21 protein-coding genes and 1 tRNA gene are annotated in these 24,874 nt (G+C 64.4%); 10 read left to right on the top strand and 12 right to left on the bottom strand.

What is annotated here, in order from left to right; translation table 11 throughout:
- Position 1: 1 nt before the first annotated feature.
- Entirely contained in the window at positions 2-1,039 is a 1,038-nt protein-coding gene (locus M3I54_RS20450; protein ID WP_028204101.1) for a microcin C ABC transporter permease YejB, read from the bottom strand.
- Positions 1,040-1,068: 29 nt separating this feature from the next.
- A complete protein-coding gene (locus M3I54_RS20445; protein WP_375542173.1) occupies positions 1,069-2,991 on the bottom strand; it encodes an extracellular solute-binding protein in 1,923 nt (640 codons plus the stop codon).
- A 108-nt stretch (positions 2,992-3,099) separates the two neighbouring features.
- Between M3I54_RS20445 and fabI the strand changes: the two genes are divergently transcribed.
- Positions 3,100-3,888, top strand: coding sequence for an enoyl-ACP reductase FabI (gene fabI / locus M3I54_RS20440; RefSeq protein ID WP_254339172.1), 789 nt, complete (start codon positions 3,100-3,102; stop codon positions 3,886-3,888).
- 147 nt (positions 3,889-4,035) lie between these two features.
- Here fabI and M3I54_RS20435 read toward each other — a convergent pair whose 3' ends face one another.
- Positions 4,036-4,401, bottom strand: coding sequence for a hypothetical protein (locus M3I54_RS20435; protein ID WP_254339170.1), 366 nt, complete (start codon positions 4,399-4,401; stop codon positions 4,036-4,038).
- 182 nt (positions 4,402-4,583) lie between these two features.
- Here M3I54_RS20435 and M3I54_RS20430 point away from each other — a divergent pair, with 182 nt between their 5' ends.
- Positions 4,584-5,207 (top strand): hypothetical protein, encoded by a 624-nt coding sequence (locus tag M3I54_RS20430; protein ID WP_254339168.1) that lies wholly within the window; start codon positions 4,584-4,586, stop codon positions 5,205-5,207.
- A 79-nt stretch (positions 5,208-5,286) separates the two neighbouring features.
- Here the strand turns inward: M3I54_RS20430 and M3I54_RS20425 are convergent.
- The 6 genes from M3I54_RS20425 to cysS all read right to left on the bottom strand — a co-directional run bounded on the left by M3I54_RS20425 (position 5,287) and on the right by cysS (position 12,202).
- Positions 5,287-5,380 (bottom strand) — tRNA-Ser (locus tag M3I54_RS20425).
- Positions 5,381-5,594: 214 nt separating this feature from the next.
- The gene (locus tag M3I54_RS20420; protein WP_254339166.1) at positions 5,595-6,845 is read right to left on the bottom strand and encodes an aspartate kinase; all 1,251 of its coding nucleotides are present in this window, start codon (positions 6,843-6,845) and stop codon (positions 5,595-5,597) included.
- A 455-nt stretch (positions 6,846-7,300) separates the two neighbouring features.
- Positions 7,301-8,731, bottom strand: a complete 1,431-nt coding sequence (gene tilS, locus M3I54_RS20415; protein WP_254339163.1) for a tRNA lysidine(34) synthetase TilS — start codon at positions 8,729-8,731, stop codon at positions 7,301-7,303.
- A 41-nt stretch (positions 8,732-8,772) separates the two neighbouring features.
- Positions 8,773-9,744: an acetyl-CoA carboxylase carboxyltransferase subunit alpha gene (locus M3I54_RS20410; protein ID WP_254339161.1), complete on the bottom strand. Its 972-nt coding sequence runs from the start codon at positions 9,742-9,744 to the stop codon at positions 8,773-8,775.
- 128 nt (positions 9,745-9,872) lie between these two features.
- Positions 9,873-10,757 carry a DNA-3-methyladenine glycosylase gene (locus tag M3I54_RS20405; RefSeq protein WP_254339159.1) on the bottom strand — a complete coding sequence of 295 codons (885 nt, stop codon included), beginning with the start codon at positions 10,755-10,757 and terminating at the stop codon, positions 9,873-9,875.
- Positions 10,758-10,804: 47 nt separating this feature from the next.
- A complete protein-coding gene (gene cysS, locus M3I54_RS20400; RefSeq protein WP_254339157.1) occupies positions 10,805-12,202 on the bottom strand; it encodes a cysteine--tRNA ligase in 1,398 nt (465 codons plus the stop codon).
- A gap of 275 nt (positions 12,203-12,477) precedes the next feature.
- On the opposite strand from cysS, the gene M3I54_RS20395 reads away from it, so the two are divergent.
- From M3I54_RS20395 to M3I54_RS20380, 4 genes are all read left to right on the top strand, one after another.
- The gene (locus M3I54_RS20395; RefSeq protein ID WP_254339156.1) at positions 12,478-13,188 is read left to right on the top strand and encodes a M48 family metallopeptidase; all 711 of its coding nucleotides are present in this window, start codon (positions 12,478-12,480) and stop codon (positions 13,186-13,188) included.
- A 53-nt stretch (positions 13,189-13,241) separates the two neighbouring features.
- Entirely contained in the window at positions 13,242-13,826 is a 585-nt protein-coding gene (locus M3I54_RS20390) for a peptidylprolyl isomerase (RefSeq protein WP_028204111.1), read from the top strand.
- 160 nt (positions 13,827-13,986) lie between these two features.
- On the top strand, positions 13,987-14,481 hold the full coding sequence (locus M3I54_RS20385; protein WP_201697203.1) for a peptidylprolyl isomerase: 495 nt from the start codon (positions 13,987-13,989) through the stop codon (positions 14,479-14,481).
- 33 nt (positions 14,482-14,514) lie between these two features.
- Positions 14,515-15,312: a UDP-2,3-diacylglucosamine diphosphatase gene (locus tag M3I54_RS20380; RefSeq protein WP_254339154.1), complete on the top strand. Its 798-nt coding sequence runs from the start codon at positions 14,515-14,517 to the stop codon at positions 15,310-15,312.
- Between the two features lie 50 nt (positions 15,313-15,362).
- On the opposite strand, the gene cysE is transcribed toward M3I54_RS20380, so the two are convergent.
- Complete coding sequence (cysE, locus tag M3I54_RS20375; protein ID WP_254339152.1) at positions 15,363-16,187, bottom strand: serine O-acetyltransferase; 825 nt, start codon at positions 16,185-16,187, stop codon at positions 15,363-15,365.
- Between the two features lie 222 nt (positions 16,188-16,409).
- Positions 16,410-17,273: an RNA methyltransferase gene (locus M3I54_RS20370; RefSeq protein ID WP_375542172.1), complete on the bottom strand. Its 864-nt coding sequence runs from the start codon at positions 17,271-17,273 to the stop codon at positions 16,410-16,412.
- Between the two features lie 449 nt (positions 17,274-17,722).
- Between M3I54_RS20370 and M3I54_RS20365 the strand changes: the two genes are divergently transcribed.
- The 4 genes from M3I54_RS20365 (at position 17,723) to M3I54_RS20350 (ending at position 24,244) form a co-directional block, all read left to right on the top strand.
- On the top strand, positions 17,723-18,523 hold the full coding sequence (locus M3I54_RS20365) for an inositol monophosphatase family protein (protein WP_254339143.1): 801 nt from the start codon (positions 17,723-17,725) through the stop codon (positions 18,521-18,523).
- Positions 18,524-18,678: 155 nt separating this feature from the next.
- Positions 18,679-19,977 (top strand): lysophospholipid transporter LplT, encoded by a 1,299-nt coding sequence (lplT, locus tag M3I54_RS20360; RefSeq protein WP_254339141.1) that lies wholly within the window; start codon positions 18,679-18,681, stop codon positions 19,975-19,977.
- Between the two features lie 96 nt (positions 19,978-20,073).
- Positions 20,074-22,758 carry a DNA mismatch repair protein MutS gene (gene mutS / locus M3I54_RS20355; protein WP_254339139.1) on the top strand — a complete coding sequence of 895 codons (2,685 nt, stop codon included), beginning with the start codon at positions 20,074-20,076 and terminating at the stop codon, positions 22,756-22,758.
- 100 nt (positions 22,759-22,858) lie between these two features.
- Positions 22,859-24,244 (top strand): hypothetical protein, encoded by a 1,386-nt coding sequence (locus M3I54_RS20350; RefSeq protein ID WP_254339137.1) that lies wholly within the window; start codon positions 22,859-22,861, stop codon positions 24,242-24,244.
- 7 nt (positions 24,245-24,251) lie between these two features.
- Here the strand turns inward: M3I54_RS20350 and M3I54_RS20345 are convergent, their stop codons facing one another.
- Complete coding sequence (locus M3I54_RS20345) at positions 24,252-24,797, bottom strand: peptidylprolyl isomerase (RefSeq protein WP_254339135.1); 546 nt, start codon at positions 24,795-24,797, stop codon at positions 24,252-24,254.
- Positions 24,798-24,874 lie beyond the last annotated feature (77 nt).

The following is a 24,874-nucleotide window of genomic DNA, read 5'->3' as shown; positions in this document are numbered from 1 at the left end:
CTCAGCGCTCCAGTTGTTCGAATTGGATGCGGGGATCGACCCACACGTAGCACAGATCGGAGATCAGTTTGGTTAGCAGTCCGATCAACGTAAAGAGGTACAGCGTGCCGAGCACGACCGGATAATCGCGCCGCACGACGGATTCGTACGAAAGCAGACCTAGCCCGTCGAGCGAGAAAAGCGTTTCGATCAGCAGGCTGCCGGTAAAGAACGCGCCGATGAACGCCGCCGGGAACCCCACCACGAGCGGCAGCAACGCGTTGCGAAATACGTGCTTCCAGAGCACGGTTCGCTCCGAGAGCCCTTTCGCGCGCGCGGTCAGCACGTATTGGCGGCGGATCTCTTCGAGAAAGGCGTTCTTGGTCAGCATGGTCGTAACGGCGAAACTGCCCACCACCGAGGCCGTCACGGGCAGCGTGATGTGCCAGAGATAGTCGAGAATCTTGCCGCCGAGCGAGAGCGTGTCCCAGTTATCGGAGGTGAGATTGCGCAACGGGAAGAGTTGCAGGAACGAGCCGCCGCCAAACAGCACGAGCAGCAGCACGCCCAGCACGAAGCCCGGAATCGCGTAACCGACGAGCACGACCAGGCTCGTCACGAGATCGAACCGCGAGCCGTTGCGCACCGCTTTCGCGATGCCCAACGGCACCGATATCAGATAGGTGAGAAAGAAGGTCCAGAGGCCAATGCTGATCGAAACCGGCAGCTTGGAAATAATGAGCGACCATACGCTCTGGTGATGGAAGTAGCTCTGTCCGAGATCGAAGCGCGCAAAGCGCCCGAGCATCAGGAAATAGCGTTGCAGCGGCGGCTTGTCGAAGCCGTAAAGCTGCTTGAGCTGTGCGATCTGCTGCGCGTCCACGCCCGAATGTGCGCGCATGCCAAATGGCATGCCCTGCTCCGCGCCCCGCCGCAATTCGCGCACCGCCTGTTCGACGGGGCCGCCCGGCACGAACTGGATCACGCCGAAGGTCAGCGTGAGCACGCCGAGCAGCGTCGGGATCATCAGCAGCAGGCGTTTGACGATGTAGCTCCACATGATTTCGATGCTTTCCGTCGTGTCCGTTGTTAATGACCCGCCGCTCGCGGTCCGGGCTGCGGCTTGAACCACCACGTCGAGATGATCCAGTCGTTCGCGCCATAGTACAGCGGCAATTTCGCCGGATACACCAGCGTGTTCTTGAACGCCACACGGTGCGTCGCGCTATACCACTGCGGCACCACATAGTAGCCGTGCATCAGCACCCGGTCGAGTGCATGCGTGGCGTCGAGCAGTTGCTGGAGCGTCTGCGCCTGCGTGAGCGCCTTGAGGAGCGCGTCGACGGCGGGCGACTTCAGGCCGAGCAGATTGCCCGAGCCCGGCGTCTCGGCGGCCTTGCTGCCGAAGCGGTCGACCTGTTCCGCGCCCGGCACCTGGACGTCGGGGAACTTGATGGTCGTCATGTCGAAGTCGAAGGCGTCGAGCCGCTTCTGGTAGAGCGCGAAATCGACCGAGCGATAGTTCACCTGGATGCCAAGCCGCCTGAGCGCCTGGGTGTACTGCGCCATGATCGGCGCCCACTGCGCCGAAGCGCTCGTGTCGTCGAGCACTTCGAACGTAAACGGCTCGCCCTTCGCGTTGCGCAGCGCGCCGTCGCGATAGGTCCAGCCGGCGTCAGCGAGCAGCGCGCGCGCCTTGAGCAGATTCGCGCGCAGCGATCCCGGCGGGGTTGTATCGGGCTGCAAGGGCGGCGGCCCGAACACGGCAGGATCGAGCGATTTGCGCCACGGCTCGAGCAATGCAAGCTCGCCAGGCGATGGCAGCCCCTTTGCCTGCAGCTGCGTGTTCGCGAACCAGCTGTCGATGCGGCGGTACTGGCTATAGAACAGCATGCGGTTGAGCCACTGGAAGTCGAGCGCGAGGTCGAGGGCGCGGCGCACGCGCACGTCCTGGAACACGGGCTTGCGCAGATTCATGACGAAGCCTTGCATGCCGGTGCCGTTGTGCTGCGGGAACTCGCGCTTGATGAGCTCGCGGCTGTCGAAGCGCTTGCCGACATCGCGCCGCACCCAGTTGCGCGCGACATATTCGACGAGCGCGTCGTACTCGCCCGCCTTGAAGGCCTCGAGGCGCGCCACGTCATCCGAATACAGCTTGTAGGTAATGCGCTCGAAGTTGTTGGTGCCCACGCGCACCGGCAGGTCCTTGCCCCAGTAGTTGGGATCGAGTTTGTAAGTGATCGTGCGGCCGTTCGAGTAGCGGTCGATCACATATGGGCCGCTGCCGATCGGTTGCTCGAACGCGAGCTGATCGAAGGCGATGCGGCTGCCGTCCGCGCGCAAGCCCCACTTGTGCGAAAACACCGGCATGCCGCCCGCGATGAGCGGCAGCTCACGGTTGTTGCTGTGGAACTCGAAGCGGATCGTCGCGGGATCGACCACCACCGCGCGCGTGATCTCGCTGAAGTACGCCTGCATGGAGGGCGCGGCCTGGCGGCTCTTCAGGGTATCGAGCGAGAACTTCACGTCTTCGGCCGTCACCGGGTCGCCGTTCGAGAAGCGCGCCTTCGGGTTGATGTGAAATGTCACCGAAAGCGCGTCGGGCGCGATGCGGATATCGTCGGCGAGCAAACCGTAGGCCGAGGCCACTTCGTCGAGACTCCCCGTCGTGAGGCTCTCGAACAGCATGCCGAGCCCCGGCGCCGCATTGCCGCGCAGCGTGAACGGGTTGAACTTGTCGAAGCTCGTGAGGCGGTCGGGATTGGCGAGGACGAGCGTACCGCCCTTGGGCGCATCAGGGTTCACGTAGTCGAAGTGCGCGAATCCTTGCGGATATTTGGGTTCGCCGTACTGCGCGATGGCGTGGACCGCGTACGCGCAGGGCATGGCCATCAGCCCGAATGCGAGCGCCAGACACATCGCCGCCAGCCTTTTGCCAAGTGCGAGCCGTGCCGCAGGAACAGTTGCCCCAAGCGCGCCGAGCGCCGTCCTGCCTCGCGTTCCTGTCGTCATAGATCGGTAATTGTCCAGGCTGCCTTGTCAGTTGTGAGAGAATTCTACCCAAACCACGCGGCGCCGCCCCCACAGGCGCTGGCGCATTGACCTGATTTAGGAGAATTCATGGGCTTCCTCGCTGGCAAACGCATCCTGTTGACCGGCCTGCTGTCGAACCGTTCGATCGCGTACGGCATCGCGCAGGCATGCAAGCGCGAAGGCGCGGAACTGGCGTTCACGTACGTCGGCGACCGCTTCAAGGACCGCATCACCGAGTTCGCGCAAGAATTCGGCAGCGACCTCGTGTTCCCCTGCGATGTAGCCGACGACGCGCAAATCGAAGCGCTCTTCACGGACCTCAAGCAACACTGGGATACGCTCGACGGCCTCGTCCACTCGATCGGCTTCGCACCGCGCGAAGCGATCGCGGGCGACTTCCTCGATGGCATGACCCGTGAGAACTTCCGCATCGCGCACGACATTTCGGCATACAGCTTCCCGGCGCTCGCCAAGGCTGCCAAGCCGATGCTCGCTCAGAACGCTTCGCTGCTGACGCTGACCTATCTCGGCGCAGAGCGCGCCATCCCGAACTACAACACCATGGGCGTCGCGAAAGCCGCACTCGAAGCGAGCGTGCGTTATCTCGCGGTGGCGCTCGGTGCGCAAGGCGTGCGCGTGAACGGCATCTCCGCCGGCCCGATCAAGACGCTTGCGGCGAGCGGTATTAAGGGCTTTGGCAAGATCCTCGATTTCGTCGCGCAGAACGCCCCGCTGCAGCGTAACGTGACCATCGAGCAGGTCGGCAATTCCGCCGCGTTCCTGCTGTCCGATCTGGCAGCCGGCGTGACCGCCGAGATCATGCACGTCGACTCGGGCTTCAACGCCGTGGTTGGCGGCATGGCCGGCCTCGAGTAAGCCTCTCTTTGCGTTGCGTGCGCGTCGTTGCGCGCGCAACGGCAAGAATGCAAAAGCCGCCCAATGGGCGGCTTTTCTTTTGGTGCGGTGCTTAATGTCCCATGCGCGCCGTGTCACGCGCATCACGCCGGCAACAAACCTCGCGGCTTAGTGCCAATGTCCCGGGGGACCGCCGTGGTCGCGGTCGCCGTGGTCGCGGTCATAGTGGCCGCGGCCCGGACCGCCATAGCCGCCGTGGTGGCGATACCAGTCATCGCGGCCCCAGTAGCGGCGGCCGTCCCAGTAACGGTCGCCATGCCAGCCGATGACGATGGCAGGCGGCGCACCATAATAAACGGGAGCCGGCTGATAAACGACCGGCGGCGGGGGCGGCGCGTAGACCGGCTGCGGAGCGACATAAACCGGGGCCGGAATACCGATGTTGACACCAACGCTCACGCCAGCCATAGCGGCGCTCGATGCGCCGATAGCCACGCCCCCGAGCAGCATTGCAACAACACGTGGGAACTTCATGGACTCACCTTTCGGGTTTGATGTTTTGTTGAAACCAATATAACGCACGGCTTTCGCCCGCGTATTTCAAACTTGTAATAACTGATGCACAAACCTGGCCTGCATTCGACGTCGTTACGTCTCGTTACACCAACGCGAAGGCTTGTGGCGCGCAACTCAATGCGAATGCGCAGATCGGGCGCATGCGTCTCGCGACCCGCTTCTGCCGTGAGTTTGAGCAACGCGGCGAACTATGGCGCAGCGGAGGATATCACCGCTGGCGCCAAAGCGTGCGGGCCGCAACAGGGTCCTGGGCTCACGCACGCGCAGCACACAGCGATGCTGCTATGCGGCCGCTGCATTCACGCGACAAACTTCACTTCATTCGCATTACGAATTACTTTCTGCGCGCCCCGCTTTCCCACGAAGCGTTGCGCCCGAAATCAGTGCAGAACCCCATATCACAGATCGGCTCAGCGATTGTCCGTCAGCCCACACCGTCGCGCACGCGCACGACGTTGCCGCCGCGCAGCCGGCTTTTAGCGTGCTTCGTATCGATGCCTGAAAGACGCGCCTTGTTCTCATCGCACTCTCCGTTCGAGAAGTTCCCGGAATCGCCTGGTGGCGGCTCACAACAACACTCTATTGACGGCATATCCACGAAAATATTGACTGCTCTCGAATGGATTTTGCGCATTCCGGAGACGCCGGCATATTTTCCTGACGCACGCATATCCATCGCAGACCTAAGCGAATGGGTCAGAAAATCGCGGCGCAACAATGAAGCAAGCCGGACGACTCGAGGAGGTAACAAGCGCACCGCCTGAACACTGGCTTTTCGCGTGGCGGTAGCCCAAAAAACAAAAACCCCGCAAGCCGAGACTTGCGGGGTTTCGCCGCCATGACTGGCGGAGACGGAGGGATTCGAACCCTCGATCCAGGTTTTGGCCCAGATGCTCCCTTAGCAGGGGAGTGCCTTCGACCTCTCGGCCACGTCTCCCGAAAACTTCGTTCGCGCCAGGGAGGCAGCGCAACGAAGCCAAGATAATAGCGGGTTAGCGCCTTCCGGTCAATTCATACGACGCTTTTTTGCAAAGTTTTTTCTGCAAGCGCACAACGAACGTCGTGCGCGGCATCGCGAATCAGAATCGAGCGGAAAACCCGCGTCACACCGTCGTCACACAACGAAAATGCAGCGCAAAAAACAGCGCGATTTACGCGTGCTCGAGGTCGAACACCTTGTGCAGCGCCCGCACCGCCAGTTCCATGTACTTCTCGTCGATCAGCACCGAGATCTTGATTTCCGAGGTCGAGATCATCTGGATGTTGATGCCCTCTTCCGAGAGCGTGCGGAACATCTTGCTCGCCACGCCCACGTGCGAGCGCATGCCCACGCCGACCACCGAAACCTTCGACACCTTCGGATCGCCCAGCACCTGCTCGGCGTTCACGTGACCCTTCACCTGGTTATTGAGAACTTCCATGGCGCGCTGATAGTCGCCGCGCGGCACCGTGAACGTGAAGTCCGTCTTGCCGGCCACGCTCTGGTTCTGGATGATCATGTCGACGTCGATGTTCGCGTCCGCCACCGGGCCGAGGATCTGATACGCGATGCCCGGCTTGTCGGGCACACCCATCACGGCGATGCGGGCCTCGTCGCGCTGGAACGCGATACCCGAGATGACTGCTTTTTCCATGGTCTCGTCTTCTTCAAAAGTAATCAGGGTGCCCGAGGACATTTCCTCGTCGAGGTTCATCATCGGGTCGGTCAGGCTGGAGAGCACACGCGTCTTCACCTGATACTTGCCCGCGAATTCCACCGAGCGGATCTGCAGCACTTTCGAGCCGAGGCTGGCCATTTCCAGCATCTCTTCGAACGTAATGCGATCGAGACGGCGTGCGTCGTCGACCACACGCGGGTCGGTCGTGTAGACGCCGTCGACGTCCGTATAGATCAGGCATTCGTCGGCCTTCAGCGCCGCTGCGACTGCAACCGCCGAAGTGTCCGAGCCGCCGCGGCCGAGCGTGGTGATATGACCTTCCGGGTCGATGCCCTGGAAGCCCGTGATCACGACCACCTTGCCGTCGTCGAGATCGGCCAGCACGCGCTCGCCGTCGATGTCGTTGATGCGGGCCTTGGTGAACGAGCTGTCGGTTTTGACCGGCACTTGCCAGCCGGTGTAGCTGATGGCGTCGACGCCTGCTTCCTGCAGGGCGATCGACAAGAGGCCGACGCTCACCTGCTCGCCGGTCGACGCAATCATGTCGAGTTCGCGCGGGCTGGGCTGCGGCGAAATTTCTTTCGCGAGACCGAGCAGACGATTGGTTTCGCCGGACATCGCCGAAGGCACGACGACCATCTTGTGGCCGGCCTTGTGCCATTTGGCGACGCGCTTGGCGACGTTCTTGATGCGCTCGACCGAGCCCATCGAGGTGCCGCCGTATTTGTGTACGATGAGTGCCATTGTCGTTCTGAACTGGAGATGTTACCGCGCTGGCGCACTGAAGAACTGGGCCGCCCGGACGCTTGGGGCCACGGCGGCGGCTTCAGCGCGTGCAGCACGCGCGGGTTTTGCCTCAGGGGCGCGAAGGTCGGCGCATCGCATCCACATCGTGTCGATACGTATCGATACGCGCTGGTGCCTTGCACTCGCGCCCTGCCCGCATGCCGCTACGACGTCCCTGCAACCGTCGGATACCGCTCGAAGGAAAAATCGCGCCTCCACGGCGCACGCCGCTTTTGACGGCGTCCGTGAACGCGAAAAAGCGGGCTGGACAAACGACTTACACTACCCGATTGACGTCAAAATTACAAGACGGAACAAGCTTGCGGATGCCGAAAAAGGCTTGCGCGGCAAGGATTTGCGGGGGAACGATCGCAACTCCATCGGCGGATTGAACGGAGACTTCGTGCGCGACTTCAAGCGATCAGCCAATCCTCGCGCCATTCGATGCGACGCCAGGCCGCATCACGCTCGCCTGGCGTCGCGCCGAACGCCGAGCGGTTCACGCCGATACGGGGCACGAACAGCAGCGTCTCGCCCGCGAAGAGCAACGGCACGTCGCGCTCCCATGCAGGCACGCCGCGCGTCTGGAACAGATTCTTGAGCGTGCGACTCACGTTCGCGGCTTCGTCGCGCAAGCGCTCGCCGCCGCTGCGCTCGCGCGCGATGAGCGGCGCGCTCGCGAGCACGTGCTCGGGAACGGCGTCGGCGTCGTCGGGGGCGGCGGGCGCGAAAATGTAGGTCCCGCGCCATGATGGCAGGCGCCAGACTTCCTCTCCGTGCCAGCTCAACGACACAGGCGCCCGCGAATGAGCGGCGCTCTCGCCTGCGCGTTCGTCACGCGCACGCGCGGCTTCCCACGAAATGATTCCGCGATACGAGCGCAAGCGGTGTCCGGCGTGATCGACGCGTAATGCGTGGCCGTTCAAGTCATCGCGCGCAACCTCGCGCAACTGGCGCAACATATCCGCAAGCCGCGCCGCCGATGCCGCCGGCAGGCCAAGCGAGCGCATCCAGTAACGCAGCAAATTGAGCGCGCGCGCATCGTCGAGCGCGAGCAGCGCGGCGTGTGAAAGCGTGCTATCGCCCTCGCGTCCAACGTCGCGTAAATCGATGCGCGCGAGATCGTCGAGCAGGCCCTGCGAAGAAGCCGCATGTGCCGCCGTGCGCGCGAGTGCATCGCGATAACCGGGGAAATGGGCCGACAGCGCCGGCATCACGTCGTGACGCAAGGCGTTGCGTGCGTAGCGCGTGTCGTCGTTCGATTCGTCGTCGATCCAGTGCAGTCCGTGCGCGTGCGCATAGCGCTCCAGTTGCGCGCGCAACAAGGCGAGCAGCGGCCGCATGCGCGCCACGCCATTCACGGGTGCACGTGCAGGCGCCATCGCCGCAAGCCCCGCGAGCCCGGCGCCGCGCAGCAACTGTAGCAGCACCGTTTCCGCCTGATCGTCCGCATGCTGGGCGAGCCAGAGTGCCTGCGCGCCGTGCGCCGCGCACATCGCATCGAGCGCGCGGTAGCGGGCGTCGCGGGCGGCCGCCTCGACGCCGGCGGCGGCGTCGCGCGCCAACTCCACACGCATCGCGTCGAACGTGACGCCGTAGGCGCGCGCGGTCGCCTCGCAATGGGCGAGCCATGCGTCGGCATTCGGGCTCAGGCCGTGATGCACATGCAGTGCGACGAGACGCGCCGCCCCGGCCACCCGCACCGCGGCGTCCAGCAGCACAGACGAGTCGAGCCCCCCGCTATACGCGATCGCGATGCGTGCATCGTCGGCAAGCGTGGCAAGCACAACGCCGAGCGCATCGAGAACGATGCGCCCGGCGTCGAATTCGGGATGGTCGGTCACAGCATGACCGCAGACGTTGAGGAGCGTTGACGTCGCGCGCCTTACGCGCCCGGCGTCGTTTCCTTGAACTTGCCGTAGGCCATCAGGCGCTCGAAACGGCGCTGCTTCAGGTCGGCGATGCTCATGCCCTGGAACTGGCGCAGCGAGTCGGCAAGCGCGCGGCGCAGCAGCGCGGCCATGCCCTTCGGGTCGCGATGCGCGCCGCCGAGCGGCTCGTTTACGATCTTGTCGATGAGGCCCAGCGCCTTGAGGCGGTGCGCCGTGAGGCCCAGCGCTTCCGCGGCTTCCGGCGCCTTCGCGGCGCTCTTCCAGAGAATCGACGCGCAGCCTTCCGGTGAGATCACCGAGTAGGTCGAGAACTGCAGCATCATGACGGTATCGGCCACGGCCACTGCGAGCGCGCCGCCCGAACCGCCTTCGCCGATGATCGTCGTGATGATCGGCGTCTTGAGTTCCGCCATCACGTAGAGATTGCGGCCGATCGCTTCCGACTGGCCGCGCTCCTCCGCGCCAATGCCCGGGTACGCACCCGGCGTGTCGACGAACGTGAAGATGGGCAGACCGAACTTCTCCGCGAGGCGCATCAGGCGTTCGGCCTTGCGATAGCCTTCCGGGCGCGGCATGCCGAAGTTGCGCGCGGCGCGCTCCTTCGTGTCACGGCCCTTCTGATGGCCGATCACCATGCAGGCCTGGCCGTTGAAGCGCGCGAGGCCGCCGACGACGGAAAGGTCGTCCGCGAACGAGCGGTCGCCATGGAGTTCGTGAAAATCGGTAAAAAGCTCGTGCACGTAATCGAGCGTGTACGGACGCTGCGGATGACGCGCGATCTGCGAAACCTGCCACGGGTTCAGGTTCGCATAGAGGTCCTTCGTGAGCTGCTGGCTCTTCTTCGACAACCGCTCGATTTCTTCCGAAATATCGACGGCCGAATCGTCCTGAACGAAGCGCAGTTCTTCGATCTTCGCTTCCAGTTCAGCGATCGGCTGTTCGAAATCCAGAAACGTGGTCTTCATGTGTGGAAATCCTTCACTTTGCGGCAGCGCGTATTCTAACCGCGCCCGCCCGCGCCGGAATCGGCTCAGAACTATCGATTTTTTTGATCGATAGGATTTTTCTCAATATTTGACAACTGGCTCAGGCCTCAGGACGGCTCGAGGCTGCGCCACATATACCAGGTCGCGACGGTACGCCACGGCTCCCAGTTGGCGGCGACTTCGCGCGCTTCGCTGCGCGTGACCGGCTCGCCACTGAAATAGTTGACGCTGATCGCGCGGATCAGGCCGAGATCGTCGAGCGGCAGCACATTCGGGCGCGCGAGATTGAAGATCAGGAACATCTCGGCGGTCCAGCGGCCAATGCCGCGAATCGCCGTGAGCTCCGCGATCACGTCTTCGTCGTCCATCGACGTCCACTTGCCGACGTGCAGCGCACCCGAGACGAAATGCTGCGCGAGATCGAGGATATATTCCGTCTTGCGTTTCGAGAGGCCGCACGCGGCGAGCTTTTCGTGACCGAGCTTCAGGAACTGCTGCGGCACGAGCTTCGGGCACGCGGCTTCCACACGCTGCCAAAGCGCTTGCGCCGCCGCCGTCGAAATCTGCTGGCCGACCACCGAGCGCGCGAGCGTGACGAACGGATCGTCGCGGCTCAACAAATGCACGGGGCCGAACTTCGGAATCAGCTTCTTGAGAATACGGTCGCGCTTGACGAGGTCCGCGCAGGCCTTGTCCCAATAGTCGGGACGCTGCACTTCGAATTCGAAATCGCCCAGCGCGTTCGCCGCGGGCTCCACGGCTTCGAGCGCGGCTGGACCATTGGAGAGCGCGGCCTCGATTGCCACGCCATCGAGCGCCTCGTGCGATGCGGACGCGCCGTTGGTTTTTCCACGCGCCGTCTTTACAGCCGGCTTTGTCGCTGCCTTCCCGCCCGCTCCATTGAGCGCACGCTTTGCACCTGCGGGTGCGCCCGCAGTTGCGCCCGTTAGCGACGCAGACCGCCTGGTCTGCGTCTTCGTGGCCGTTGCCATCCTGCCTCCTGCCTCGCGAATCGATCAGTGGAAACTGGACAGCCCGCTTACACGCGGCGCCACTCGGTCAACCCGCCCGGTTTGTCTTCGAGCGCGACACCGGCTTCGAGCAGTTCGGCCCGAATCCGGTCCGCCTCCGCATATTGCTTCGCCTGCTTGGCCGCCGTGCGCGCCGCGATCTTCGCTTCGATCGCTGCCACGTCGAGCGCGCCCGCATCTTGTGCGCCCGCGGCCTGTTGCAGGAACACGCGCGGCTCGCGCACGAGCAGCCCGATCACACGTGCGAGGCGCTGCAGCTGACGCGCGAGCACTGCGTCGCGTGTACGGTTCACCTCGCTCGCGAGTTCGAACAGCGCGGCGATCGCCACCGGCGTATTGAAGTCGTCGTTCATTGCCGTACGAAAACGCTGCGCGTACGGTTCATTCCAGTCAAGCTCGCCCGCGTCCGGCGTTACGTCCTTCAACGCCGTGTAAAGACGCGTGAGCGCGTTGCGCGCGTCGTCGAGATGCACGTCGCTGTAATTCAGCGGCGAGCGGTAATGCGCGCGCACCATGAAGAAGCGCACCACTTCGGCATCGTACTTCGCCAGCACTTCGCGGATCGTGAAGAAGTTGCCGAGCGACTTCGACATCTTCTCGTTGTCGATATTCACGAAGCCGTTATGCATCCACGTATTGACGAACGTCTTGCCGGTCGCGCCTTCGCTCTGCGCTATCTCGTTCTCGTGGTGCGGAAACTGCAGGTCGTGGCCGCCGCCATGAATGTCGAAGTGCTCGCCGAGCAACGTGCAGCCCATGGCCGAGCATTCGATATGCCAGCCCGGACGCCCGCGCCCATACTTCGAGTCCCAACTCGTGTCGGCCGGCTCTTGCGGTTTTGCCTGTTTCCACAGTACGAAGTCAAGCGGATCCTGCTTGGCATCGTTCGTCGCCACACGTTCGCCCGCGCGCAGGTCTTCGATCGACTTGCCCGATAGCGCGCCATAGTTCGCGAACTTGCGCACCGCGTAGTTCACGTCGCCGTCCGCACCCTGATACGCGTAGCCGTTGCGCTCGAGCTTGCCGATCATGTCGAGCATCTGCGGGATGTACTGCGTCGCGCGCGGCTCATGATCGGGACGCTCGATGCCGAGCGCGTCCGCGTCTTCGTGCAGCGCCGCGATGAAACGGTCGGTGAGCTGCTTGATCGTCTCGCCGTTTTCTACCGCGCGACGAATGATCTTGTCGTCGATGTCGGTAATATTGCGCACGTAGGTCACGTTGTAGCCGAGCGCGCGCAGCCAGCGTTGCACGATATCGAACACCACCATCACACGCGCATGCCCGACGTGACAATAGTCGTACACCGTCATCCCGCAGACGTACATACGCACGACGCCGGGCTCGAGTGGCACGAAATTTTGCTTGTCACGCGCGAGCGTGTTGTAGATGCGCAGTGATTCCATAAAGGCGATGGATACGTGGGTCGAAAGAAATCCGCGGCGGCGCCGACCGCAGCCAGCGGGTGATGCCCGCATTGCTCAGGCTGCTGTCTGTCGGCGTCCGGACTGCAATCAGGTTGCTATCGGCGCGGAGACGACCACGAGTGGCGTTGGAAAGCCCGGCGACTCGCGCAGCGCGCCCGGAATGCGAATGAAACGGGCGAGGGACAAAGCGCGCGACGAAAACGCACAGACCTTTTGTTAGAATGGCTCGGAGTATAACACCGCGACCTCACCCTATGAAACCTTCCAGCGGCCGCGCGCCCCGTGCTGCGACCCTTGCCGCGTCGACTCTCTCGAGCGTCGCGATCGTGCTGTGCAGTGTCAGCATCGCGCATGCCGCGCCCCCGGCGACATCCGACGCCACGCCGGGTGCCGACGCGGCGATCAGCCAGCACGACTGGGCTGGCGCGCTCAGCCAGCTCGACGCACGCATCAAGACGAATCCGCGCGACGTACAGGCGAAGTTCAAGCGCGCGACCATTCTCGCGCGCCTGAACCGCGACGACGACGCGATCGAGGCGTTCACCGAACTCACGCAGCTCTACCCCGAATTGCCCGAGCCTTACAACAATCTCGCGGCGCTTTACGCGAAGCATGGCCGCTACGACGAGGCGCGCGTCGCGCTCGAAACCGCGGTGAAGGCGAACCCGTCGTACGGACTCGCGTGGGAAAATCTCGGCGACCTGTACCTGCGTCTGGCCGATGCGTCATACCGCCGCGCGCAAACGCTTGGCCACGCAAGTGGCACCACGCAGCAGCGCCAGGCCGACATCGCGAAGATCATCTCGCCGCCGCCCGCGCAGAAAAAGCCGAGCGCCGCGGCGGCAGAAGGCGCATCGGAAGCGAGCCCAACGGCCGTCGTGCCCGCGCTCAGCAACCCCGCGTACCAGTTCGGCGGCTCGACGGGGTCGCTCGCGATGCCGCCTTTTGTGGCGCCATCGAACTAACACATGGCGCGCAGCCTGCGCGCCGCGTTTTTCCCGCACTTCCGAGGATACTCATGAAATGGTTGATGTTGGCGCTCGGCAGCGCCGCCCTGATCGCGAACGCACCCGCCTTTGCGCAAAACGGCCAGCCGGCCGCCGCGCATCCGCAAGTGCTCTTCAAGACCAGTGAAGGCGACATTCGCGTCGAGCTCTATCCGGAGAAAGCGCCGAAGACCGTCGACAATTTCCTGCAGTACGTGAAGGCTGGCCAATACAACGGCACAATCTTTCATCGCGTGATTCGCGGCTTCATGATCCAGGGCGGTGGGTACACGCAAAGCTTCGTCGAGAAGCCCACGCGCGCCCCGATCGCGCTTGAAAGCAGGAACGGCCTGAAGAACCTCACGGGCACGATCGCGATGGCGCGCACGAGCGACCCGAATTCGGCGACCGCGCAGTTCTTCATCAATACGGTCGACAACGCGGGCCTCGACTATCCGAACCCGGACGGCAATGGCTATGCCGTGTTCGGCAAGGTTACGCAAGGCATGGACGTCGTGAAGAAGATCGAAGCGGCGCCCACGACCTCGCGCGGCCCGATGGCCGACGTGCCGCAAAAGGAAATCGTGATCGAGTCGGCTACCGTCGTCGGCAAGTAAAAACGCCGGCAACACGCCAGTTAATCATCGACTAACCGGGCGGCAGCGCCGCCCTCACCCGTCGCACGTCGCGGCGCCGGCACACGCGTTGGGTAACATGCCCCGCCTCTTGCCGATGCAGCGACGTTCATTCCCCCAGCCACAGGCAAAGGATCCCATCATGGTCGAACTGCACACGAACCACGGCGTCATCAAGCTCGAACTGAACGCCGAGAAGGCCCCGAAGACGGTCGCCAACTTCCTCAACTATGTGAAGAGCGGCCACTATGACGGCACGGTGTTTCACCGCGTCATCGACGGGTTCATGATCCAGGGCGGCGGCTTCGACGCCGCCATGAAGCAAAAGCCGACCGAAGCGTCGATCGAAAACGAAGCGAACAACGGCCTGAAGAACGAGCGCGGCTCGATTGCCATGGCGCGCACCAACGACCCGCATTCGGCATCGGCACAGTTCTTCATCAACGTCGCCGACAACGACTTCCTGAACCACTCGTCGCCGACGCCGCAAGGCTGGGGCTACGCCGTGTTCGGCAAGGTCGTGGAAGGCCTCGAAGTGGTCGACAAGATCAAGAAGGTCAAGACGGGCTCGAAGGGCTTCCATCAGGACGTGCCGGTCGACGACGTCGTGATCGAGAAGGCTGTCGTCGTCGAATAAGCTTCATACAACTCTCACGCACACCCTTCATCGATGCTGCAGGAAAAAGCTTTACGACACGCTGCCGCGGGCGTGCCCGGCGAGGGCAAGCGCCCGCACGCGGCTCGTCCGTTCCTGTTCATTTCCGATGTGCATCTGAATGAAGGGATTCCGCGCACGGTCGCCGCGTTCGAGCGCTTCATCCGGGTGACGGCCGATCAGGCCGACTCGGTGTTCATACTCGGCGACCTCTTCGAATACTGGATCGGTGACGACATGCTCACCGATCCGTTCCCCGCACGCATGGCTGCGCTGATGCATACGCTCTCCGAGCGCGGCATCGCGCTCTACATCATGCACGGCAACCGCGACTTTCTGATGGGCAAGCGCTTCATGAAAGCCGCGGGCGCGATCTGGCTGCCCGACCCCATCGCGATCACCGCGTTCGGCACGCGCCTCGCACTCGCGCACGGCGACGCGCTGTGCACCGACGATCACGGCTATCAGCTCTTTCGCAAGCTCGCGCGCAACCGGCTCGTGCAGTTGCTGTTTCTTGCGTGGCCGTTTCGCTGGCGGCGTGCGATCGCCGAGCGGGCGCGCCAGGCGAGCGAGAGCAAACGCAGCGGTCCACGCCTGCCGAAGTACGACGTCACGGCTAAAGGCGTCGCTGCGCTTTTCAAGCGCGCGCGTGCGAACACCATCGTGCACGGCCATACGCACCGGCCGGCGCGACACCAGGAGCCCGGCGGCACGCGTTGGGTCTTGCCCGACTGGGATCTCGATCACGGCAAGCCGCGCGGCGGCTATCTGCGCGTGGATGCCGAAGGGTTCAGGGTCTTGCCGCTGGACTGAGGTGCGCCGCTTTTAGCACCTCGCTTTTGGCACCTTCCTCGCGCCACGCCTCAAACGCGCGCAGGCGCCTTCTCTTCTTCGCGGCTCGCCGCTTCGGCTTGCGGCCCGCCGCATTCCAGCCCCTCAGACAGACGCCGCAATTCGGCGAGCGCCGCATCGGCGCCATGCAGCGCCTCGAGTCGCGCGCCGAGCCGCTCGAGCGCGACGACGATGGCATCGACGCGCTGTGTCTGCGTAGCCGCGTGGTCGATCAAGCCGTGGATCGCGAGCGAAACCGGATCGTCGGCATTCGGCGTGATGCCATATGCGCAAAAGCCCTCGCGCGCCGAAGCCGGCCTGGCCTGCACCGGCGCGGTCTTCGCGGGCGCGACGACGCGCGCGGGGTTGCCCACCGCCGTCGCGCCTTCCGGCACCGGCTTCACGACCACGGCGTTCGAGCCGATTTTCGCCCCGGCGCCGACCGTGAAGCCGCCGAGCACCTTTGCGCCCGCACCGACGATCACGCCCGGACCTAGCGTCGGGTGGCGCTTCGTGCCACGCGTAAGCGATGTGCCGCCGAGCGTCACGCCCTGGTAGATCGTGCAGTCGTCGCCAACCTCGGCCGTCTCGCCGATCACGACGCCCATGCCGTGATCGATGAACACGCGCCTGCCGATGGTCGCGCCCGGATGGATCTCGATGCCCGTCAGAAAACGCGCGATCTGCGAAACGTAGCGCGCGAGCCAGCGGCGCTCCGCGCGCCAGCACGCATGCGCGAAGCGATGCAGCACGAGCGCATGCAGACCCGGATAACAGGTCAGGACCTCCCACGCGCTGCGGGCGGCAGGATCGCGCTCGCGGATCGTGGCAATGTCTTCGCGAAGTCTCTTGAACATGGCAGTCACGCTAAAAACGTGTGAAACATGGGGAATGGCGGCAGCGCGACGCCGCAGCGTGCGCGTAAGCGGCACAACGGCTATTGCAGCCGCGCGCATTTGCTTATGAATTTTTAGCCGGTTTTCAGCCGATTGTAGGCGCAAAGCCGATTTGAGGTCGGAAGTCCCCGTCGGCGGCAAGGTTGGACGCCGGCGCGGACGCAGCCTTGCCGGCGCAGAGGATCAACGGCTCTCGCCCTTGCCTTCGCCTTTGCCCTTGAGCATGAGGATGTGCTTGGCGATGCCGCGCACAATATTGACCTCCTCGCGCTCGAGCCCCGAACGGGCGAAGAGCCGCCGCAGGCGCGACATCAGCTTCTTCGGATTGACGGGGTCGAGAAATTCGAGCGCGATGAGCGCGTTCTCGAGGTGCACGTACATGCGCTCGATATCTTCGCTCGTCGCGAGCGGCGACCCGGCCGCAGGCTGGGCAGCACCGCCTGCCGCCGGCAACGCGGCAGCGGGCGCGCTCTCGCCGAGGTACGCGAGGCGCAGTTCGTAGGAGAGCACCTGAACCGCCTGGGCAAGATTGAGCGAGCTATAGGCGGGATTAGCCGGAATATGAGCAAGCGCGCTGCAGCGCTCGACGTCGTCATTCGACAGGCCCGTGCGCTCGTTGCCGAACACGAGTGCGATGTCGCCGCCGTGCGCCACCTGGCGGCAGGCGTCCTGCACCGCCTGGCGCGGCGCAGCGGGCGGCGGCCCGTACTCGCGCGTGCGCGCCGTGAGCGCGAGCGACCATTGCACGCCCGCCAGCGCGTCGGCAAGCGTCGGCACGATGTGCGCGGCCGCGAGCACGTCGTCGGCGCCGCTCGCCATGGCCACGGCTTCCGGGTCGCAGTGGACCTGCGGCACGCGCGGCGCCACCAGCACGAGACGCGAGAATCCCATGGTCTTCAGCGCGCGCGCTGCCGCGCCGACATTGCCGGGGTGGCTCGGCTCGACGAGCACGAAGCGGGTCGAAGTGAAGCCGCCGCGCAGCGGCTCGTGAGCGTCGCCGGAAGCCGGCGCCGTTGCGTGGGAATCAGGTGAGTCGGGGTGCGCCAAGATGGTTCTCTAACCGCGAAAAGGATAGTGGAATGTGTATGTTAGCGCGCCTCGCGGCACGGCGATGTCCGCCCATGCGCTTTCTGCCGCCCAAGGCTGCCGTGCGCCACGGTTGCGCAGGCGAGCATGCTGGCCGAACGTCATATCCATAGAAATCCCGATATCCTCCCCGAGAGAAGCCGTAGGAATGCCGATACTCGGGTAAAATGGCGGTTTCGCGCGCGCCGGGCGAATCGTGCAGCCGTTCTGCTGCCCGCCAGGCGCCCGGCAAGTCGCTGGCAAACAGCGCAGCCGCGCTCCGCTCTTATCCAATTCGTCTCCGTTGACGGGACAGGTTCCGCAGGTCCGATCGAGGCCCGCGCCCTGTCCAATCGTTAGACGCTTTTATCTTTTGCACCACCGGCGCGCGTCAAGCCTTCGCGAGCGCCGGACAACAAGGATCCTGGCTCATGCATCCCATGCTCAACATCGCTGTCAAGGCCGCGCGCCGCGCCGGACAGATCATCAACCGTGCGTCGCTCGACCTCGACCTCGTGCAGGTCGCGAAGAAGCAGCACAACGATTTCGTCACGGAAATCGACAAGGCGGCCGAAGCCGCCATCATCGAAACGCTCAAGACCGCCTACCCCGACCACGCCATCCTCGCCGAGGAATCGGGCCAGTCGGAGAACGAGTCCGAGTACCAGTGGATCATCGATCCGCTCGACGGCACCACCAACTTCATCCATGGCTTCCAGTACTACTGCGTCTCGATCGCTCTCGCACACAAGGGCCTCGTAACGCAAGCCGTGGTGTACGACCCGACGCGTAACGATCTCTTCACCGCCTCGCGCGGCCGCGGCGCGTTCCTGAACGACCGCCGCATCCGCGTGGGCCGCCGCGACCGTCTCGCCGACGGCCTGATCGGCACCGGCTTCCCGTTCCGCGAAAAGGACGGCCTCGCCAGCTACTGCGATCTGTTCGCCGAAATGACCAACGCGTGCGCGGGCCTGCGCCGCCCGGGCGCGGCCGCACTCGATCTGGCCAACGTCGCCGCCGGCCGCATGGACGGCTTCTTCGAGCAGGGCCTCAACCCGTGGGACGTCGCCGCGGGCGGCCTGCTGGTGACGGAAGCCGGCGGTCTGATCGGCAACTACACGGGCGACTCGGACTTCCTGCACGTCGGCGAAGTCGTCGCGGGCAACCCGAAGATCTACGCGCAGATGGTGCCGATCCTCTCCAAGTACACGCGCGTCCCCAAGGCGGCGTAAGCGCCCGTGCGCGTCGCGGTGCACGCCTTGTTCCACCGCGACGCGTGCAAAGCGCGCGCCAGGTCAGGCCTGGCCCACGCATGCGCATCGAGCGGCTTCGGCCGCTTTTTTGTTTCGCCCGTCGCCCTGCTGCAAGAGGAGCACGCACGCATCCGATGAAAAAAGGCTTCTACACGATCATCGCCGCGCAGTTCGTGTCGTCGCTCGCCGACAACGCGCTCCTCATCGCAGCGATTGCGCTGCTCACGGTGATTGCTTCGCCCGCCTGGGTCACGCCGCTCCTGCAGATCTTTTTCACGATCTCCTACGTGCTGCTCGCGCCTTTCGTGGGCGCATTTGCCGACGCCCTGCAAAAGCGCCACGTGATGTTCGTCTCGAACGCGCTCAAGGCATGCGGCTGTCTGCTGATGATCGCGGGCGTGCATCCGATGATCGCGTATGGCGTAGTCGGCTTCGGCGCAGCGGCTTACTCGCCCGCAAAGTATGGAATCCTGACTGAATTGCTGCCGGGCGAAAAGCTCGTCGCCGCCAATGCGTGGCTCGAATCGGCCACGGTGCTTTCCACCATCGTCGGCACGATGATGGGCGGCGCACTCGTCTCGACTTACGCCGACCGTTTCGTCACGCGTCATCCGTTGCCGGTCATCCATTCGGCCGCCGACCTCGCGATGCTCGCTGTGATGATCACGTATGTGTTCGCCGCGATCATCAACATCGGCATTCCCGACACGGGCGCGCGCTACGAGAACCGGCTCAGGGAGCCGGCGCGTCTCATGGGCGATTTCACGCATAGTTTCAACGTGCTCTGGACCGACAAGCTCGCGCAGATCGCACTCTGGGTCACGACCCTGATGTGGGGCGCGGCGGTCACGCTGCAACTGCTCGTGCTCAAGTGGGCCGACGCGAATCTCGGACTCTCGCTCTCGAAAGCCGCCGTGATGCAGGGCGTGACGGGACTCGGCATCGCGCTCGGCGCGAGCGCGGCAGCCGCATGGGTGTCGCTGCGCGCCTCGCTGCGCGTGCTGCCCGTGGGCGTGCTGTGCGGCGCCGTGGCGATAGGCATGGCGTTCTACAGCAAAGGCCTCTTTCCGCAAGGTGTTGGCGTGCGCTTCGGCACATTCATCGTGCCCTTCTATCTGCTTTTCGCGTACCCATTGATGGTGCTGCTCGGCGTGCTCGCCGGTTTTTTCATCGTGCCGATGAACGCCCTGCTCCAGCATCGCGGCGCGACGCTGCTGTCAGCGGGCCACTCGATCGCAGTGCAGAATTTCAATCAGAATCTCGCGGTGCTGCTTATGCTTGGCGCGTATGCGCTGCTGCTCACCGCGAAGGTCCCCGTGCAGTGGATCATCGTCGTGTTCGGCGTATTCGTTTCCACGATGATCTGGCTCGCCATGCGGCACAGTGCGGCAAACGCGCGCACCGTGGACCTGCAGGCGCTGGTCGACGAATGACGGGAGCACCTGTGACGGCGTTAGCCGAAAGGCTGGCTTTACATGCAATCGGCGCGCGTTAAACTCACGCCCTGAACCCCTAGCAAGACACCGAGGATGGCTACAAACACCGCAGGCGCAGCTGAGATCGCGCAACACACTCCCATGATGCAGCAGTACCTGCGCATCAAGGCCGACCATCCGGGCACGCTCGTGTTCTACCGGATGGGCGACTTCTACGAGCTATTCTTCGAGGACGCCGAGAAGGCCGCGCGCCTGCTCGACCTCACGCTCACGCAGCGCGGGGCCTCAGCGGGCAATCCGATCAAGATGGCGGGCGTGCCGCATCATGCGGTCGAGCAATATCTCGCGAAGCTCGTGAAGCTGGGCGAGTCGGTGGCGATCTGCGAACAGATCGGCGACCCGGCCACCTCCAAGGGTCCCGTCGAGCGCAAGGTCGTGCGCGTGGTGACGCCTGGCACGCTGACGGACGCCGCCCTGCTCTCCGACAAGAACGACGTCTACCTGATGGCCGTTTGTCCCGGCCACAACCGGCGCGGCGTGACCGTCAACGTGGGCCTCGCGTGGCTCAATCTCGCCAGCGGCATGTTGCGCCTTGCGGAAGTCGCGCCGGAACAGGTCGCCACGGCATTCGAGCGCATTCGGCCCGCGGAAATCCTCGTCGCGGAAATGCCAGCGGAAACCGCCGCCTGGGCGCCGCCGTCCGGATCGGGTGCGCTCACCCGCGTTCCCGCCTGGCACTTCGACGTCGGCTCGGGCAAGCAACGCCTGTGCGACCAGCTCGACGTGGCGAGCCTCGACGGCTTCGGCGCACAAACGCTCACGAGCGCGTGCGGCGCGGCGGGCGCGCTGCTGCTCTATGCGGCGGCCACGCAGGGCCAGCAACTGCGCCACGTGCGCAGCCTGAAGGTCGAAGCCGAATCGGAATACATCGGGCTCGATCCGGCCACGCGCCGCAATCTCGAACTCACGGAAACCCTGCGCGGCACCGAATCGCCCACGCTCTGCTCGCTGCTCGACACGTGCAGCACGGCCATGGGCAGCCGCTTGCTGCGCCACTGGCTCCATCACCCGCCGCGCGAAGCCGCGATCGCGCAAATGCGCCAGCAGGCCATCGGCGCATTGCTCGAGGCGCCGCCGCAAGCGAGCATCGATACATTGCGCAGTGCCTTGCGCCAGATCGCCGACGTCGAGCGCATTACCGGGCGCCTCGCGCTGCTTTCCGCGCGCCCGCGCGATCTGTCGAGCCTGCGCGACACCTTTGCGGCGCTGCCCGCGCTGCGCGAACAGGTCGCAGCCGCGAGCGGCGCGGCTACGTCGCTCGCGCACATTGCCGAGGCGCTCGAACCGCCCGCCGAGTGCGCGGCGCTCCTGCAGCGCGCGGTCGCGCCGGAACCGGCGGCAATGGTCCGCGACGGCGGCGTGATCGCACGCGGCTACGACGCGGATCTCGACGAACTACGCGACATCTCCGAGAACTGCGGTCAGTTCCTGCTCGGCCTCGAAACGCGCGAGCGCACGCGCACCGGCATCGGCAATCTGCGCGTCGAGTACAACAAGGTTCACGGCTTCTATATCGAAGTGACACGCGGCCAGACCGACAAGGTTCCCGACGACTATCGCCGTCGCCAGACGCTCAAGAACGCCGAGCGCTACATCACGCCTGAACTGAAGACGTTCGAAGACAAGGCGCTCTCGGCGCAGGAACGCGCGCTCTCGCGCGAAAAAGCACTCTACGACGCACTGCTGCAATCGCTGCTGCCATTCATTCCCGATTGCCAGCGCGTGGCCGCCGCGCTCGCGGAACTCGACCTGCTGGCCGCGTTCGCGGAACGCGCCCGCGCGCTCGACTGGAATGCGCCTACGTTTACGAAAGCGCCGGGCATCGAGATCGAGCAAGGCCGCCATCCTGTGGTCGAAGCGCAGGTCGAGCAGTTCATCGCCAACGACTGTCTGCTTTCGGCCGAGCGCAAGCTGTTGCTCATCACCGGCCCGAACATGGGCGGTAAATCGACCTTCATGCGCCAGACCGCGCTCATCGCTTTGCTCGCTTACGTGGGCAGCTACGTGCCGGCGAAGCGCGCAAGCTTCGGGCCGATCGACCGCATCTTCACGCGCATCGGCGCCGCCGACGATCTCGCGGGCGGCCGCTCGACCTTCATGGTCGAGATGACCGAAGCCGCGGCCATTCTCAACGACGCCACGCCGCAAAGCCTCGTGCTCATGGATGAGATCGGGCGCGGCACGTCGACGTTCGACGGCCTCGCGCTCGCGTGGGCCATCGCACGGCATCTGCTCGCGCACAACGGTTGCCACACGCTCTTCGCCACGCACTACTTTGAGCTCACGCAACTGCCGGCCGAATTTGCGCAGGCGGCAAACGTGCATCTTTCAGCCGTCGAGCATGGCCACGGCATCGTCTTCCTGCATGCAGTGCAGGAGGGCCCGGCGAACCAGAGCTACGGCCTGCAGGTCGCGCAGCTCGCGGGTGTGCCTGCCGCCGTGATCCGCGCCGCGCGCAAGCATCTCGTGCATCTGGAGCAGCAATCGGCGGGGCAGCCCACGCCGCAACTCGACCTGTTCGCCGCGCCCGCCGCCGAGTATGACGACGCGGCGCGATTCGCGGAAGATCGCGCCGCGCCGGTTGAGGAGGACCGTGGCGCGTCGCTCGTCGCACAGCGGCTGCGCGAACTCGATCCGAACGAACTGCGCCCGCGCGACGCGCTCGACCTGTTGTACGAACTGCATGAGCTGGCCACGGCGCCGGACGCGAAACGTTGAGCGTCGCCTCGCGACGCCGCCGCGGCCACCACAACCGGGGGGCCGCGGCAGTCCCCGCTCGCGCTATCTGAAAATTATGCGCCGTGTGTCCTGCGCGTTGATGCTGGCTTCGTCACTGGGTTCGCCCCTCGCGGCGTTTGCGCAGTCGCCTCGCTATGCCTTCGCGGTCGTGGCGAACGCGCTCACGTCGCAGTCCGAGGAGGCGTCGGCGCAGCGGCTCATCGACGCCATCGGGCGCGATCCGCAAATCGCTTTCACGGTCTACGACGGCAATCTCAAAGGCACACGCGAAACCTGCGCCGACCATCTTTACGAGCGGCGTCACGACATGCTCGATGCGTCACGTGCGCCACTCGTGTTCGTGCCCGGCGAACGCGACTGGGTCACCTGCGGCATGAACGGCTCGGGCGCCTACGATCCCGCTGAGCGACTCGACTTCCTGCGCCAGAACTTCTTCTCCGATCCCAACGCGCTCGGCCAAACCCCCTTGACGCTCACGCGCGAGAGCGAAGTCTCGCGCTTCCGGCCGTATCGGGAAAACGTGCGCTGGCAACTCGGCGACACCGTGTTCATCGGGCTGAACGTGCCGGACGGCAACAATCACTATCTCAATGCGGGCGGGCGCAATGGCGAGTTCGAAGACCGCGTGATCGCCAACGGCTTCTGGCTCGAACATGCGGCCGAGTATGCGAAGCGCCGTAACGCGCGCGCAATCGTCATCTTCATGCAAGGCAACGCGATGCCCGAGCATTACGAGCGTCCAGACCGCTTCGCATGGCTGCGCTTTCACCGTGCACCGCGCGACGGCTATCTGGAGTTGCGCCGCAGCCTCGTGAAGCTCGCCGAGATTTTCCGTGGCCAGATCATCATTGTGAATGCCGACGACTCGAAGCTCGCCCATGGCTTTACGATCGATCAGCCGCTGCGTAACGACAAGGGAGCAAGGATAGAAAACGTCACGCGGATCGCGTTCTCACTGCGCGATCCGCTCACGCAATGGCTGCAGGTGGACGCCGACATGGCACGCCGCACGCCGCTGCGCGTGAGCGTGCGCGATGTACCGAAACATCTGCCACTGTTGCCCGCGCAGCCGTCGCCATACTCGCCGGGCGCGGGATCGTCACCCGCGATGCCGGAAATGCCCGAAGTGTCATCGATGCCGGATGTGACCGAGATTCCCGGCATGCCGCAGTCGCCTGACGTCGTGCCCGCGACGCCTGGCGCATCGGGAACCGCCGTGCCTCCCGGCTTGCCGCCGGCCGGGAACGGCGTGCTGATGCCAGCGTGGCCCACGCAGGGTGGCCAGAATGGACTAAACGGTCGGAATGATGCGAACGGCCAGAACGGCCTGGATGGTGGAAACAACGGTGGAAACAACGGTGGAAACAGCGGTGGAAACAGCGGTGGAAACAGCGGCGGCAAAGGCCCGCCGCCTGACCAGCTACAGCCGCCCGGCGCACCGGCGTCAGGCGGCTTCGCGCATTGATTCGCGATTAGTGCAGGGTGGGTTTCGCGGCGCCTTCGTCACCGTCGTCTTCTTCGTCTTCGTCGACGATTTCGAGGCCGTCCGCGCCATGCGCGTGCTCATGTTCGATTTCGTCTTCGGTGGCTACGCGCACTTCCTTGACCGTGAGCGCGAAACGCAGCGCCATGCCCGCAAGCGGATGATTGCCGTCGAGCACGACCTTGTCTTCGGCGACGTCCGTGACCGTATAGATGAGCGAGTCGAGATCTTCGTCGCCTTCTTCGGGCGTGCCTTCGAACTGCATGCCGACTTCGAGCGGCTCGGGGAAGCGGTTGCGCGGCTCGATCTTCACGAGATCGGGATCGTATTCCCCGAAAGCGTCCTGCGGCTCAAGCTGGATCTGGGTCTCGAAGCCCGGCTCCTGCCCGTCCAGCACTTCCTCGATCTTGGGGAACGTGCCATCATAGCCGCCGTGCAGATAGACCATCGGCTCGTCGCTTTCCTCAATCAGATTGCCCTGCGCATCCGATAGCTTGTAAGCGACCGACACGACGGTGTCCTTTGCAATTTTCATTCGATCCTCCAGATTACAGACCACATTATACGATGCCGAAGCGGTCCCCAGACCACCCGGTGGACGCGCGCAAGCGG

The sequence above is a fragment of the Paraburkholderia sp. CNPSo 3274 genome (genome assembly GCF_024206475.1).
Lineage (GTDB): Bacteria > Pseudomonadota > Gammaproteobacteria > Burkholderiales > Burkholderiaceae > Paraburkholderia.
This window is presented reverse-complemented; position numbering and strand designations above follow the sequence as displayed.